Here is a 14,031-nt window from a genome sequence, read left to right on the forward strand (position 1 = left end):
CGTTACCGTCCCGGCCCGATCAGACGCCCAGGAAGCGCGCGACGCCTCGGGCTTCGCGGCGGCCCTGCTCGCGTCCGGCCAGTGCCGACGCGACGCGACAGGCCGGGTCCAACGGGTTGGGCCCGAAGGCCGCCAGCGAGTCGGCGTCCGCGAACACCGTGAACGTCGCGCCCGTGAAGGCGGAGATCTCCGCGGCCGGCCCGTCGCCGAACGCCGAGGGCGCGTCCACGCCCGAGGGCACCAGCACCACCGCCGTGTCGCAGTCACCGGCCGCGCCGAGGTTGACCGAGCTGGCGACCCCGCCGTCCATGTAGCGCCGGCCCGCGATCGCGACGGGGGGCCACGCCCCAGGGACCGCGCAGCTGGCCGCCACCGCGTCGACGAGGTCGACGCCGGATTCGCGATCGAAAACCACCAATTCGCCGGTGTCCACGTTGATCGCGGTGATCCGCAGCGCCCGATCGGGCCAGTGGTGCGACGGCAGGCGCTGGGCGATCACCTTGAGGCGCACCGGCGGCGGAACGGTTTTCGTCGACAACGCCACAGCCCCGATCCGCTGCATCTGCTGCCGGGTCTTGTTCGACGGGTCCGCACAGGGCTCCGCCAACGCAGCCAGGAACATCTCGGTGATCTCCTCCACGTCGACCCCGGAATCGATCTCGGCCGATGATTCGGCGATCTGCCGGTCGAACAGCACGTCAAGCGTGCTGCCGCTGCCGATCTGCGCGGCCACCACGGAGCCCGCCGAGGTCCCCACCAGCACGTCCGAACCCAGCAACAGCCCGGCCGCTGCCGGCGACACGTCGGCGATGCCGCGCAAAACTCCTGTCTCCCACGCTATTCCCGCTATTCCTCCACCCGCCAGCACAAGCGCTCGTCTGGTTGTCACGCCCACCCACTCTGCCAGGACGACATTGGGCTAGCGGCGGCCACTCGGTAACGCGTGTTGCGATTCCTGCACCCGCGCGCTCAGCTCCTCCCGGCGCAGCAGGTGGGCGGGCGGGTCGGGCAGTATCAGACCGCGGTCGACTTGCAGCGCGGCGTCGACGTGGACCAGCTCACCCGGCTCGAGCAGCCGCCAGCGGGGGTCGTCGTCCATGCGTTCGGTGGCGAACACCACCGACGGGCGCGTGCACAGATGTTCCGACCGGGCGTGAATTCGCTTGGTGCGCAAGTCGAATTCCGGGCCCCGGGCGGGGGCATCGTCGGACCGATCCAAGACGTACAGTTCATGGGTTTCGGGATACCGCAGCGCCCACATGTCGGTCGCCGTGCTCAGTAGCACGTTGACCGCATAGATCGGCACGTTGGCGGCGAGCCATGTCATGGCATCGGTCAGGCCCGCGGTCACGTCACCGTTCAGCGCCCGGATCGAGGCGGTGATCAACGCGAACACCCGCTCGGAATCGGTGTCGCCCAGGACCAGGTCGCCGGTGCCGACTTCGCGCAGCCGTTCGCCGAGAACGTCCAGCCCCTCCAGCACGCCGTTGTGCGCAAAGATCCTGCCGTCCTGCAGGAACGGGTGGGTGTTGCGAACGTCGAGCGCACCGGTCGTGGCGTAACGCACGTGCGCGATGAAGGTGGTGCCGGTCAACTCGTGGGCTTCGGTGGCGAAGGCGGCATCCTCCCAGGCCGCCATGGGTTGCTTGTCCAGCTGCGGCCGGCCACGCTCGTCGAACACCCCCAGGCCCGTGCCGTCCGGGTTCCTTCTGCTCTGATCGGCGAGGCTGTCGGGGGCGTCCAACAACCAAAACGTCGCGGTGCAAACGTCGGTCCCGGCGTGCAGCCCGAATAGTCGACACATGGTCTCGACGGTACCCAGCTTCAGTGGCTCAGCACCTCGGCGAGGTCGCCCAGCACTTGGCGCGCGTAGCGCTTCCACAGCATCCCGAAGAGCGGCAGGCCCGGTACGGACAGGACGGATTTCGGGTAAATGGCCCAGCGCCAGGTGATCTCGGTGCCGCCATCGGCCGGGGTAAAGATCCACTCACCGGTGACCGAGCCGACCAGCAGCGCCATCGGACCGTGGATCTGGGTGAGCCGGTAGCCGAACGATCGTGGCGGGTCGACACTGGTCAGGTCTTCGCGCGCCCTGCCGCCGCCGGCGAGGATGATGGTGCGGCTCTGACCCGCTGCGTCCCAGGCGCCGGTCTGGTCCCGCACCTCCTTGATCGGCGGTATCGGCCCATACCGGCGGCCGAAGATCTCGGGCAGCGGGATGGGCAGCGTGCCGTGAAACGCCGCGTCGGGCGCGACGGACACCACGTGCGATTGTTCGACGACAAGCGGCTGGGACATGGGGTTCCTTCCTGCCCTGGGTTATTCGCGGAGACGCACACTCAGTCGCGGGCCTCGACCACCCAGTAGCCATGCTCGGCGTAGCGCGACCGGATGGCCTTCTTGTCGTACTTGCCGACGCTGGTGCGCGGGATCTCCTCGACGAACGCCCACCGCTCGGGTAGCCACCAGCGAACCACCTTCTCCGCGAGGAACTTTCGTAGGTCCTCGGCGCTGACTGTGGTGCCTTCCTTGGCCACCACGACGGCCAGCGGCCGCTCCTGCCACCGCTCGTCGGGCACGCCGACCACCGCGGCCTCTACCACATGCGGATGCCCGATCAAGCTGTTCTCCAACTCGACCGACGAGATCCACTCGCCGCCGGACTTGATGACGTCCTTGGCCCGGTCGGTCAGGGTGACGAAACCCCGCTCGTCGAGCCGTCCGACGTCGCCGGTGCGCAGCCAGCCGGAGTCGAATTTCGAGTCGTCGGCCGTCAGGTAGTACGAGCCGGCGATCCATGGGCCGCGGACTTCCACCTCGCCCACGGCCTCACCGTCGTTGGGCAACACCTGACCGTCGTCGTCGACGATCCGCATCTCCACGCCGCAGACCGGTTGGCCCTGGGTGGCGCGGAACGCCCAATGCTGGTCCTCCGGGGTTCCCGGCGGGGGCCACGCCATGGTGGCCATCGGGGAGGTTTCCGTCATGCCCCACAGTTGCCGGATCTCAACGCCGTGGTTTTCCTCGAAGGTGCGCATCAGCGACACCGGAACGGCCGAGCCCCCGCAGACCACCAGCCGCAGCGACGACATGTCGTGGCCCGGTTCTTCCTCCAGGCGGTGCAGGACGTCGTTCCAGATCGTGGGCACCGCTCCCGCCACGGTCGGTCGCCGGTCCTCCACCAGGCGGATCAGCGAGCGCGCGTCGAGATGGCGGTCGGGCAAGACGAGGTCGGCACCGGCCATCAGGGCGGCGTAGGGCAGGCCCCACGCGTTGGCGTGGAACATCGGCACGATCGGCAGCACGCTGTCGACGGAACCCACGCCGATGCCGTTGGTGGTGCAGGCGGCCATGGTGTGCAGGTAGCTCGAACGGTGGCTGTAGACAACACCTTTCGGGTTGCCGGTGGTGCCGCTGGTGTAGCACATCGCGGCCGCGGACTTCTCGTCGATCTGCGGCCAGTCGAACTCGGTCGACTCGCCGGCGAGCACGTCGGCATATCGCAGCACGGTCTTGCCCGACCCCTCGAACGCGGCGGTGTCACCCTCCCCCACCGCAATCAGGGTGTGCACGGTTTTGAGGTCGCCCAACACCGGACCGAGCAGCTTGGCCAACGACATATCGACCAGCACCACTTGGTCTTCGGCCTCGTTGGCGACATAGGCGATCTGCTCGGCGAACAGCCGGATGTTGAGGGTGTGCAGCACGGCGCCCATCGACGGCACCGCCAGATAGGTGGTCAGGTGTTCGGCGTTGTTCCACATGAACGTCGCCACCCGCTGGTCCCCGTTGATGCCGAGGCGGCGTAATCCGTTGGCCAGCCGGGCGACGTCGTGACCCAGTTCGCGGTAGCTGATTTGCCGGTAGCCGTCATCGGTGGCGGTGGTGACCGTGCGCTCCCCGTGCACACCGCAGCCGTGCCGCATGATCGCGGTGATCGTCAACGGAAAGTCCTGCATCGTGCTGTCCATTGAGGTACCGCCTTTGGATCCCGGCGCAGCGTCGCCTGATGTCAATCCTCGAGAAACGGCGTGACCGCATCCCGGGCCGGTGGCGATGAGCCGCCAGCAGCCTCCACCCTAAGCCCGAGTTCGGCGCCGGCGTCAGGCAATCACCCTAGGCGAGTACGGGTTCCCGCTGAGCCAATGCGGGCAGCCGGGTGGTCGACGCCTCAGCCGGTCCCCCGCCCGCGGCGATCGGCACGACGGTGACCACACCGGAATGGCCGGCGATGTAGAGGTACCTGCCGTCGGGGCTCTCGACCACGCAGGATGAGTCGTTCGCCGCCCCGATGTCGGCGATGACGTCGTGGGTTCGCGTGCAGACCACGGCGACGCGGTCGTCGCTGACCAAGTAGGCGCGGCGGCCGTCGCGGCTGAGCGCCAAACGGGTGAGCGGGCCGGCGAGCTCGCTGAGCTTGCGGGTTCCGGTGATCTTGCGGGCCCGGGTGTCGATCACGTCGAGCACCGCACCGACGACGGGGCCGCAACTGGCCACATAGGCCGTGGCGCCGTCGTTGCTCAGCGCGACGTCGCGAATCGGCAAACCCAGCTCGTAGGCGCCGACGACGCGGGATTCGGCGCCGGCCCGGCCGTCGGACTGCGCCCCGGTCTCGATGACGACGAGTTCGCCGCCGGACGGCCCGTTGGTGGCGGCGTAGAGGTGGCGCCCGTCGGTGCTGATGCGCACGCAATCCGCGGTGGTGCCGGGTGTCGCGTCGAGTCCGATCACTTCGTAGTCATCCGTGGTGGTGTCCATGACCGCGACGTCGGCGCCGCGGGCGCCGTTGCGGCTGGCGTAGACGAACCTCCCGTCGGCGCTGACGGTCAGATCGCTCACACGGTCGGCCAGCGGATGGGTCGCGATCCGCGCGTTCGTGGCGAGGTCGACGACGTCGATGGAGTCATATGAGGACGACGCGGTGCTGATGTAGGCGCGCGGGGAGGCCCCGCCGCTCACGGCGATCGCGAACGGTTCGTCGATGCCCGTGATTGTCTGCACCACCCGACGCGCATCGGCGTCGAGGATCGAGACCGTGTCGCGGCCGTGATTCGCCACCACCAGCCGAGTGCCGTCGGGACTGACGCCGATGTCGCTGATGGGACCGTTTCGCACCGGGATCTGAACCACCGGGGCGTCGTCGAATCCGAACAACCGCTCGTCTCGATCGTCCTGGAAGGCCTTGCGGTCGTTTATACCGCTCACGCTGCACCGCCTTTGCTATGTTGTCGGCGCGGAGGCGGCGTCGCCGGGAGTTGCGCGACAATTCGCCTACAGATCCAGAAAGATCTCAGCACCAAAAGGCGCCGACGCGACTGGTTTGGCGAGTCTACCGGCCAAAAATCGCGTCAAATCCCTTTAAATCCCCCGACGTTAGCTACGTCACCCCGCGCACTCAGGTTCTGCTCAGGCTTTCAATTACGCTGTATCGCAGTCGCTTACCCGTAGCGAAACCGATGCAAACGCGCATCCGGCGGATTTCGCATTCGCCGCTAACGTCACCGGTCAGCGCCGTGGAGTTGTCCAGGTTAAGAAACTCTCAGGGTGCGGGCGCGAAGAGGGAAAGATCACACCTCGTTGGCTAACTGAACTGGGTGCGCGGCCGGGGCAGCGCATCGCCGTCGACGAAGATGTCCAGCTTTTCGTTGTAAAACGCCACCAGACCGGCGATCTGGGCGACCGCGGGCAGTGGGTAGTGGTACGTCCAGGCCAGGTCCGGATGCAGGACACCATCATCAGGGGGGCCCAACCGCACCGACCAGTAACCCGACGTCACCCCCTTGTACGGACACAGCGTCTGGGTGGAGCTGGGTTCCAGATGCTTGAAGTCGACATCCGTTGGGTCGATGTAATACCTTGTGGGCAAACCGGTTTCGAATAGCAGGACCGGAGAACTGGTGTCGGCCAGCATTATTCCGTCCAGCTCCACCCGAACATGCCGGTGTGAGCGCAGCGCGTCAACCCGCGAATACGGATTGCGTGGGTGGCCGTAGATCGGTTCGTCTTCCTCGAACCAGCGCAACGGATTCCATTCGAATCGCACCGTCCCGGCCACCGGTCCGCCACCGTCGGCGTCGAACACGCGCGCGGCGGACGGGTGGGTCTCGCCGGCACCCACTAGGGAGTGCAGCCGCGACGGCCCGAATTGCACCTTCTGCGAATGGTTTTCGTCGCGCAGGAACTCCGCACGGACATCGGCCAGCGGGATGTAGTACTGCGGGTAGTACGGGACCTCCCACACATACAGGGCCGCCGTGGTGTCGAAGACCAGCGCGTCCCCGAGGTAGCCACGCACGCGGCGCGGCGCGGGCTCGACCCGGCCGCGCTCAGCGGCCATCTGCGGATAGTCCCGGTCGGCGGTCACATCTGGTCCTTGGACGCGAGCCCGGCCGGCGCGTGGGCGATCGCCTTGCGGATGGCGTCGGCCAGCGCCAGCGCGCTCTCCTCGGTGAGTTCCAGCGCCACCCGCGCCGACGGCCCGAGTTCGGGGTTGATCACGTCGATGTTGACGGTGTGGCCGTAGGGCGCGTGGACCGGGTGATCGACGTAGACCGTCGCGCGGCTGGCGCCAAACCATCCGGTGGCGCCCTTGCCGCTGCCGTCGATTCCGATGTGTTCGGTGAGATAAGTACACATGGCAGGCGAGACCTAACCTTTCAGCTGGGTGGCGAAGAACTCGTCGATGCGCCGCCAGCCGTCCACGGCCGCCTCCGGTCGGTAGGCGGGCCGATCGACCGAGAAGAACGAGTGTCCCGCGCCCTCGTAGGAGTGGAACTCGTGCGGTTTGTTCAGCCTGGTCAGCTCCTCGTCCAGTGCGGCAACCGCGGGTGGAGCCGGGAAGCGGTCGTCGAGCCCGAACAGGCCGAGTAGCGGGCAGCTCAGGTTCGGCGCCAGCTGCAGGATCGGCTTCATAACCTTGGGCATGCCCTCCGGCGGATCCTCGACGATGAACGCGCCGTAGCAGTCCACCACGGCGTCGAAGGGCAGCGAACACGCCGCCAGGTACGCGTGCCGCCCGCCCGAGCAATGCCCGATGACGCCGAACTTCCCGTTAGCCCCAGGCAAGGAACGCAGGTGCTCCACCGCACCCGCCACATCGCCGACCAGTCGCTCGTCGGGCACGCCGCCCGCCGCCCGCGCCGCCGCCGCCGCGTCGTCGGGTGACGCACCGGGGGCCTCGCGTGAATAGAGGTTCGGGGCCACGGTGTGGTAACCGCTGACGGCCAGCCTCCGGACGAACTCCTTGGTTTCGCGGTCGTAGCCGGGCATGTGATGGATCCACACGACTCCACCGCGGGACCCCTCGGCGAGCGGCGTGGCCCGGTACGCCTCGATCTCGTCACCGCCGTGGCCGGTGATGGTGATCGTTTCCGCCCGGATGGCGTCTGGACTGAGCGCGTTCATCGCAACTCCTTTGGGGCTCCGTGGTGGCCGCACAACCGGACCCGGCGGCCCACGCGGCCGGTACGGAAACCAACGTATCGGAACACCGGTCGCGCGTTCAGCGCCGTTTGTCGCGCACCTTGTAGGTCGAGGGCCACGACTTGCGGGACTCATCCCCGGTCAACGGGACGCCCATGCCGCCGACCTTCACGTTGTAGGCCTCCTTGCCGGGGCCGACCTCCCGGTTCGCGTGTTCCTGGGCGAGGAAGTACAGCTCGTCGATGGTGGCCTCGTCGTACGCGACGAACGAGGTTTCTCGGGGGACGTCGCCGATGCCGGCCAGCATCCGGTCGGGCAGGAACCGCGACGCGAGCGCCGCCAGGCCCAACAGCGTGAACGGAATGAGCCAGTAACACACGTACGACAACGGGGTCTTGGTGTCCAGGATCGTGGCGTCATCCCGCACCATCGGCGGGATCGCCGACGACACCGTCATGGCCGCCGCCGTCCCCACCCAGACCCAGCTCAGGACGCTGACGAGCCGGCCGAACAGCTCGGTCTTGGCGACGTCGGCGGGTTGTTCCGCGGCTGCGAACGCACGCACGAACGGCTTGCCGGTCAGCGTTCCGACCAGGGCCACCACGAGGAACCCGGCGGCGCTGAGTGGCAGCATCCACCGTTGGGCGAACCACTCGTCCCGCGCGAAACTCAGCCCGGTGAGCACCACAAACACGGCGGCAGAACCGAATTCGAGCGTACGCTCCGGCTTGCCGGCGACGCTCCCGACCACCACCGCGACGGCCGTGATCGCTAGCGCTGCCAACGCCGCGGCAGGGAACGGGACGTTACCGACGAGCACCCAATAAGCGATCCACGGCACAAGACCAGACAGCATGCCCACGATTGGTCAGTGTATGAGTGGCGGTTCGCCGCACCGTCGGCGGCAGGCCCAAAATTTGGTCCGGGGTCATGACGTGAGCCGTGACGCCAGGGTCTTCTGACGGCAAACGCCGACGACTAACCGGATGCGTTTGTGTTCAGCGCCATCGCCAGAAAGTCGAGACGCCACAGCGACTGGAACAGCGTGCGTCCGAATTCCCTTACCAGGCCGGCGTTTTCCGGGCCGACGTCACCGCGCTGTGCCACAGAATCGATAATCTCCCTGATCGTGCGACGGCCGTCGACCTGCTGAACGAACGGCACTTGAGCCGGGTTCAGCTTCAGCTTCGTGCCGGGCACGTGGATCTCGTCGCCGGACAGCAGGCAGGCCGTCCGCAGTAGCGGAACGTAATCGAGCGCCCCGTCCGTCGAGAAATCGATTGCGTAATGCTCTTTCGGACGTTCCGGGCGGCAGGCGATGAAGAAGTGGGTGGCATTCGCCGGCTGCAGGCGTTCCATCACGGACCAGAGTTTGATGTCGGGCAGTCGGTTCAGCATGGCCTGGAACTGGCTCGCCGGCGCGACGAAGTCGTGCGGGTAGTACGGCGTTTTGTGAAACCAGCCCTGGAACGCCAGTCCGGCGGAGCCGACCAAGTCCAGGCATTCCGCAACGGTGTAGGCGCGCTGGCGGCTGTGCAAAAAGGTGTCGACCAACGCGCCGTCGGACAGCAGATCGCGGGCGCCGTTCAGATAGGGGCGAACCGGGTGGTCGGCGGGTAGCACCGCGATCGCCTCTTTGACCAACTGGACCGATGCGTCGTCCTGCTTCAGCCCGAGGTCCTGGAACGCCGATTCGAGCATGTCGACCCCGATCCGGCCGTACTTCGCGTAAAGCATGACTCCGAGTGCCCCGTCAGAGCGCAGGCAGCCGCCAAGCGCTTTGAGCCCGGCCAGTGGGTCCGCCATGTGGTGCAAGACGCCGGTGGACACGATGAGGTCGAAGTCGCGGGACAGCGTCGACACCTCTTCGATGGGAAGCAGATGCAATTCCAGGTTGTCCAGGCCGTGCTTGTCCTTCAGATACTGCTGGTGCTTGAGCGCTGACCGGCTGACGTCGATCGCGACCACCCTGGCGGCGCGGTTCATGAAGGCGAAAACGGCCGCCTGGAAGGTGCCGCAACCCGCGATGAGAATGTCGAGGTCCGGCTTGTACTCCCGGTTGGGCCACAGGACGCGGTGCGCCCAAAAGGGATCGAACCAATCCCAGTGATTTTTGGTCCACGCCGCGAGATCGGTTACCGGGGGCGGATACTCCCACCGATCGTATTGACGGGAGACACCGTCACCCCGCGGATCGTCGGTCACTTCGGCGCGGCTCCTTCGCGGTGGCGGTCGCGACCAACTTACTGTGCCTCGCGTCGTTCGGCTTGCTGACGGCGTGCCTCGGCGTTCACATCAGCGGGGGGCCCGGAACCAGCCAGATCAGCGAACTGTCGATCTGCCCCCGGTACTGCGGACAGTAGGCCGACACGGACAGGCCGACGAAGTAGCTGGATTCCTTCATCGTGAGATCGGTGTCGTGCTTGACCTTCAGCGCCAGAACGCTCGCATTCGCGTTGTTGTCGAATCCCGTGCACACCCGGTGGGCCATCGCGATCGCGGTGTCGCTGTCTCGAACTTCGATCCCGTAATTCACCAGGGACGCGATGAACGCATCATCGACTGGATCTGCTGATGCTGACGCCGAGGAGAACGGCACGGCGGCGAACAGCAGGACAGCACAACTGGCCGACCACTTCCCGAGACGAACGTTCATACCGGCTGCGGTCTCCTTCTGTGGCGGCATCCCGTCGAGAACGATCAATTCGACGTCGACAGGGGTACCTTCGCCTCGCCCACACCCTGCCCGGTCTGCCCGCTTGTCTCCGGCGCGCTTACCTCACGCAAGTTGACGGGTTGCGTACGCCAGCCGGCGTAACCAAGGGCGGCGCTGATCGCGGTATAGACAACGGCCTCCGTCCACATGTATCCGACGCCCCACTTCCTGCCGAGGAAGATGGGCTCGTCGATGATGCCGGTGGATGCGGCGACGGCGTAACCCGCGTGCGCATAGGCGATTCCGGCGAACGCTCCGCAGAAGAATTTGCTCACTTCGCGATTCATGTCCTTGTCCTCTCTCGGTTGCGACGACGCGTGTGATCTCACTGTCGGCCCCTCCCCTGCAATGGAGTAGGGGCCAAGGTCCTCCGGCATCGGACCATTCGTCGCTTTCCGGCGTTCTCGAGGAACCGCGCTGAAAATGGACCTATCCGGGTCCGTTGACGATGCGATCGCGGATGGCGGTGGCGGTCGTGAGGTGCGCCTCGGCAGAGTTCATGAACTCGCCCGCGTGGCGGGCCTCGTTCGGATCGTTGTCCTCGACCGCGGCGACGCAGAAATGGGAGGCGGCGTCGAAGTCGTCGAGGCTGGCTTGCAGCGCGTCGGTGAGTTCTTTGTCCGGGGAGGGCAGATGGGCCTGCAGGAAGCTCGCCGCGTCATGGCCCTCGTGGCAGGCCGCCCCCAGAGCGGCGTTGTCCTTACTACCGATGGCGAAGGTGGCCTTGCCCATGGCGATACCCAGGTCTTGCATGTGGTCCTGAGTCAGTTGGACCCATCCGCGCACGGCCTGGGTGTGAGACGTTGTCGTGGTGGCGCCGCCACCGCTGGCGTGTTTTTGGGGTGAGCAGCCGGCGACGATGAGCACCACCGCGGCGCCCACGATGGCTTGCTTGATCACCGTCGACCTCCTAAGTCCTGTGAACGGTGATCCTTCGCCCCGAGCCCGCCCGCCAGACAGGGCATAAAGGCTCTACCTCGAATAGAGGATGGCCCCGATTCGATCGCCGGATCAGCGGCCGGGCAAACAGGCTGAGGGTGGCGCGCGCGCGTTATCGCGCTGCATGCACTGACCTGCGCGGACGCTGGTGCCCCCAGTCGGACTCGAACCGACACTGGGCGGATTTTAAGTCCGCTGCCTCTGCCAATTGGGCTATGGGGGCTCGGCGGCGAATGTAGCGCGCCGGCGCCGAATCCGGGACATCGCGTCTCGCTCGAAATAACCGAAATTTGCAAGATGCGCTGCGAGAGTGTGTCAGCTAAGATCCGCTCCCCCGAGCCTTAACCACGGCTTTCCTTCGGGTAACAGATGACACCGCTATGTCGTCCGGCAGGACGATGTTAAAACTACCGGCCTGATCGTTAAGAAGCCGTAAACGGCTGTAACCCTGCCCCTTTCGGCCGGGAACGTGGAGTCGGGGGTCGTTAGTGTTACGCCAGCGCACAGGGGCCGTTACGTAAACACTCAGGTCGATCCACCGCATGGGGGTCGACTCGTTCCGAACACTAGGAGCAATAAATGGCATTTCTGACAACACAGACAGAAGAGATGCTAGCTGCCGAGCAGCTGCTGTCGGGGATAAACACCAACCTGGCGGCGCAGAACGCGGGCGCCGCGGCGGCGACCACGGTGATCGCTCCGGCCGCCGCCGACCCGGTGTCGGCCCAGCAGGCGGCGATCTTCTCGGCGTACGGCACCCAGTACCAGGCGATCGCCACCGAGGCGCAGACGCTGCTGGAGAATTACGCGCAGACCCTGGGCATCAGCTCGGGCAGCTACGGCGACACCGAGGCCGTCAACGCGAGCCAGGCCGCGCTGTCGAGCGCCGCTTCTCCGCTCGCGTCCGCCGCGGCGACGCCGTCGAACACCCCGCTCGACTGGCTCGCATATCTCCTCGGTAGCACCGGCAACGGCACCAACCCGAACATGCTCGGCGGGATCTTCGGCCTCTCCGGCAACGGAGCCAACATCGGCAACATCGGCTTCGGCAACTGGGCCTCTGCCGGTTCCGACCTGCTGGGTCTGGCCGGTGGCGGACTGCTGGACACCTCCGCGGCCGACGCCGCCGGATCGGCCGCCGACGCGGCGGGGCTTGCCGATGTCACGACGCCCATGGCCGGTGGTGGCATGGCCGGCATGGGCGCCATGCCGGTGGCCTCCGTGGGGTCCGCGACCATGGTCAACAACCTGTCGGTGCCGCCGAGTTGGGCCGGCGCGGCCACCCCGGTGGCCGGCACCAGCGCCGCACCGCTGCAGACGGTGGGCTGGACCGCCGCCGCGCCGCAGGCCGGCACCGGGACCATCATCCCGGGCATGCCGGGGATGGGCGCGGCTGCGCGAAACAGCGCGGGCTTCGGTGCGCCGCGCTACGGCGTCAAGCCGATCGTCATGCCCAAACCGGCGACCGTCTAGCCCTCCGCCAATCCCTCAAAGTCCTCGAATTGCAAAAGACAACATAAGGAGCGGGAAACACAAATGGTTCTTGACTTTGCAGCAATTCCCCCGGAGATCACCTCCTCTCTCATGTACGCCGGCGCCGGTGCCGGACCGCTGATGGCCGCCGCGGCCTCATACGCCAATTTGGCCGCCGAGGTGAGCGCCACGGCAACCCAGTGGGAGTCGATCGTCTCGTTGCTCACCACCGAAAACTGGACCGGCGGCGGATCGGCGGCGGCGGCCGCCGCGGCCCAGCCGATCATCGCCTACCTGACCGAGACGGCAACGACGCTCGAGCAGGCCAGCGCGCAGGCCACGGCTTCCGCGGCCGCTTACGAGGCCGCGTTTGCGGCGACGGTCCCCCCGCCGGTGATCGCAGCCAACCGGACGTTGCTGGCGACACTCGTCGCGACCAACTTCCTTGGGGTCAATTCGGCCGCGATCGCCGCGACCGAAGCGCAGTACGCCGCGATGTGGGCACAGGACGCCGCCATGATGGCCGCCTACCAGGCTGCCTCCGCGGCGGCGGGGGTGCTGACTCCAGTGACTCCGCTGGCTTCGACCACCAACCCTGCGGCCGCCGCGGCCGCGGACAGCACCGCCCTCGCCGCTGACTCGACCGGCGGCACGGTGCAGGCGCTCGCTCCCGCCGCCAACGCGGCGGCCTTGGCCGCCCCCACCTTGCCTTTCACGACCGACGGCTTGCTGTCCTCGATCGACAACTTCATCGGTACGCCGTCGGTCTTCAACGGCATCAACGGCGCCGTCAACACCGCAGCATGGTGGGTCTGCAACACCATCCCGACGGCGGTCTCCCTGGGGCACACCCTCGGCTCCGTGCCGTCGATCCCATTCGCCCTCACCGATTCCGTCACGCCGCTCGCCGGCGGGATGGTGCAGGGCACCATGGTGGGCTCGGTGTCGGGCGCGGGAGCGTCGGCCGCCCTGGGCGAGGCCTCCGCGGTCGGCGGACTGTCGGTGCCGGCCGGCTGGAACGCGGCCGCCCCCGCGTCGTTGGCTTCCTCCACCGCCCCCCTCGAGGGCTCGGGGTGGACGGCGGCGGCCGAGGCCGAGCCGGTCACCGCGATGCCCGGCATGCCGGGGATGGCCGCCGCGGCCAAGGGCGCCGGTGCCTACGGCTCCGGACCGCGGTACGGCTTCAAGCCGATCGTTATGCCCAAGCAAGTTGTCGTCTGATGTCGGGATTACCGGTACGGGAAATTAGGGGGTACATGTCACCCGTTTGAGGCGATCAGTTAACCGGTAGGCCGTAATCTGTCCATAACGCGGCCACCACCGCATCAATTAGAACTGTTAAGACTTCGACATTGAAGGCTTGAAGGAAAAGGAGAAAGCAACATGGCAACACGTTTCATGACCGACCCGCACGAAATGCGGGCGATGGCGGGCCGCTTCGAGGTGCACGCCCAGACGGTTGAGGACGAGGCTCGCAAGAT

At 66.9% G+C, this 14,031-nt stretch carries 15 protein-coding genes, 1 tRNA gene and 1 pseudogene; 3 read left to right on the forward strand and 14 right to left on the reverse strand.

The window, feature by feature from the left end; genetic code table 11:
- Nucleotides 1-19: 19 nt before the first annotated feature.
- From A5756_RS05085 to A5756_RS05150, 14 genes are all read right to left on the reverse strand, one after another.
- Entirely contained in the window at nt 20-889 is an 870-nt protein-coding gene (locus tag A5756_RS05085; RefSeq protein WP_066948286.1) for a patatin-like phospholipase family protein, read from the reverse strand.
- Between the two features lie 30 nt (nt 890-919).
- Nucleotides 920-1,804: a class II glutamine amidotransferase gene (locus A5756_RS05090; protein WP_066948215.1), complete on the reverse strand. Its 885-nt coding sequence runs from the start codon at nt 1,802-1,804 to the stop codon at nt 920-922.
- A 20-nt stretch (nt 1,805-1,824) separates the two neighbouring features.
- Nucleotides 1,825-2,298 carry an SRPBCC family protein gene (locus A5756_RS05095; RefSeq protein WP_066948219.1) on the reverse strand — a complete coding sequence of 158 codons (474 nt, stop codon included), beginning with the start codon at nt 2,296-2,298 and terminating at the stop codon, nt 1,825-1,827.
- Nucleotides 2,299-2,339: 41 nt separating this feature from the next.
- Complete coding sequence (locus A5756_RS05100) at nt 2,340-3,971, reverse strand: long-chain fatty acid--CoA ligase (protein ID WP_066948222.1); 1,632 nt, start codon at nt 3,969-3,971, stop codon at nt 2,340-2,342.
- A gap of 145 nt (nt 3,972-4,116) precedes the next feature.
- Nucleotides 4,117-5,205: a YncE family protein gene (locus tag A5756_RS05105; RefSeq protein ID WP_066948225.1), complete on the reverse strand. Its 1,089-nt coding sequence runs from the start codon at nt 5,203-5,205 to the stop codon at nt 4,117-4,119.
- Between the two features lie 376 nt (nt 5,206-5,581).
- Entirely contained in the window at nt 5,582-6,337 is a 756-nt protein-coding gene (locus A5756_RS05110; protein ID WP_156659238.1) for a DUF427 domain-containing protein, read from the reverse strand.
- A gap of 23 nt (nt 6,338-6,360) precedes the next feature.
- Nucleotides 6,361-6,636, reverse strand: coding sequence for a DUF6295 family protein (locus A5756_RS05115; RefSeq protein WP_066948231.1), 276 nt, complete (start codon nt 6,634-6,636; stop codon nt 6,361-6,363).
- 12 nt (nt 6,637-6,648) lie between these two features.
- Nucleotides 6,649-7,404: a dienelactone hydrolase family protein gene (locus A5756_RS05120; protein WP_066948234.1), complete on the reverse strand. Its 756-nt coding sequence runs from the start codon at nt 7,402-7,404 to the stop codon at nt 6,649-6,651.
- Between the two features lie 97 nt (nt 7,405-7,501).
- Nucleotides 7,502-8,284, reverse strand: a complete 783-nt coding sequence (locus A5756_RS05125) for a hypothetical protein (protein ID WP_066948237.1) — start codon at nt 8,282-8,284, stop codon at nt 7,502-7,504.
- A gap of 116 nt (nt 8,285-8,400) precedes the next feature.
- Nucleotides 8,401-9,627: a methyltransferase gene (locus tag A5756_RS05130; protein WP_066948240.1), complete on the reverse strand. Its 1,227-nt coding sequence runs from the start codon at nt 9,625-9,627 to the stop codon at nt 8,401-8,403.
- Nucleotides 9,628-9,712: 85 nt separating this feature from the next.
- The gene (locus A5756_RS05135) at nt 9,713-10,078 is read right to left on the reverse strand and encodes a DUF732 domain-containing protein (protein ID WP_066948289.1); all 366 of its coding nucleotides are present in this window, start codon (nt 10,076-10,078) and stop codon (nt 9,713-9,715) included.
- Nucleotides 10,079-10,122: 44 nt separating this feature from the next.
- The gene (locus A5756_RS05140; RefSeq protein ID WP_066948243.1) at nt 10,123-10,425 is read right to left on the reverse strand and encodes a hypothetical protein; all 303 of its coding nucleotides are present in this window, start codon (nt 10,423-10,425) and stop codon (nt 10,123-10,125) included.
- A 142-nt stretch (nt 10,426-10,567) separates the two neighbouring features.
- On the reverse strand, nt 10,568-11,038 hold the full coding sequence (locus A5756_RS05145) for a hypothetical protein (RefSeq protein ID WP_066948246.1): 471 nt from the start codon (nt 11,036-11,038) through the stop codon (nt 10,568-10,570).
- A 185-nt stretch (nt 11,039-11,223) separates the two neighbouring features.
- Nucleotides 11,224-11,300 (reverse strand) — tRNA-Leu (locus A5756_RS05150).
- Nucleotides 11,301-11,656: 356 nt separating this feature from the next.
- On the opposite strand from A5756_RS05150, the gene A5756_RS05155 reads away from it, so the two are divergent.
- From A5756_RS05155 to A5756_RS05165, 3 genes and pseudogenes are all read left to right on the forward strand, one after another.
- Nucleotides 11,657-12,550: a PE domain-containing protein gene (locus A5756_RS05155; RefSeq protein ID WP_066948249.1), complete on the forward strand. Its 894-nt coding sequence runs from the start codon at nt 11,657-11,659 to the stop codon at nt 12,548-12,550.
- A gap of 63 nt (nt 12,551-12,613) precedes the next feature.
- The gene (locus A5756_RS05160) at nt 12,614-13,771 is read left to right on the forward strand and encodes a PPE family protein (RefSeq protein WP_066948252.1); all 1,158 of its coding nucleotides are present in this window, start codon (nt 12,614-12,616) and stop codon (nt 13,769-13,771) included.
- A gap of 162 nt (nt 13,772-13,933) precedes the next feature.
- Nucleotides 13,934-14,031, forward strand: a pseudogene (locus A5756_RS05165) (WXG100 family type VII secretion target); the annotation flags it as partial.

The sequence above is a fragment of the Mycobacterium sp. 852002-53434_SCH5985345 genome (assembly GCF_001667155.1).
GTDB lineage: Bacteria > Actinomycetota > Actinomycetes > Mycobacteriales > Mycobacteriaceae > Mycobacterium.

Coding starts and splice junctions, on each gene's coding strand:
- A5756_RS05090 (WP_066948215.1), bottom strand. CDS start 1,804: ATGTGTCGACTATTCGGGCTGCACGCCGGGACCGACGTTTGCACCGCG.
- A5756_RS05095 (WP_066948219.1), bottom strand. CDS start 2,298: ATGTCCCAGCCGCTTGTCGTCGAACAATCGCACGTGGTGTCCGTCGCG.
- A5756_RS05100 (WP_066948222.1), bottom strand. CDS start 3,971: ATGGACAGCACGATGCAGGACTTTCCGTTGACGATCACCGCGATCATG.
- A5756_RS05110 (WP_156659238.1), bottom strand. CDS start 6,337: ATGGCCGCTGAGCGCGGCCGGGTCGAGCCCGCGCCGCGCCGCGTGCGT.
- A5756_RS05115 (WP_066948231.1), bottom strand. CDS start 6,636: ATGTGTACTTATCTCACCGAACACATCGGAATCGACGGCAGCGGCAAG.
- A5756_RS05120 (WP_066948234.1), bottom strand. CDS start 7,404: ATGAACGCGCTCAGTCCAGACGCCATCCGGGCGGAAACGATCACCATC.
- A5756_RS05135 (WP_066948289.1), bottom strand. CDS start 10,078: ATGAACGTTCGTCTCGGGAAGTGGTCGGCCAGTTGTGCTGTCCTGCTG.
- A5756_RS05140 (WP_066948243.1), bottom strand. CDS start 10,425: ATGAATCGCGAAGTGAGCAAATTCTTCTGCGGAGCGTTCGCCGGAATC.
- A5756_RS05155 (WP_066948249.1), top strand. CDS start 11,657: ATGGCATTTCTGACAACACAGACAGAAGAGATGCTAGCTGCCGAGCAG.
- A5756_RS05160 (WP_066948252.1), top strand. CDS start 12,614: ATGGTTCTTGACTTTGCAGCAATTCCCCCGGAGATCACCTCCTCTCTC.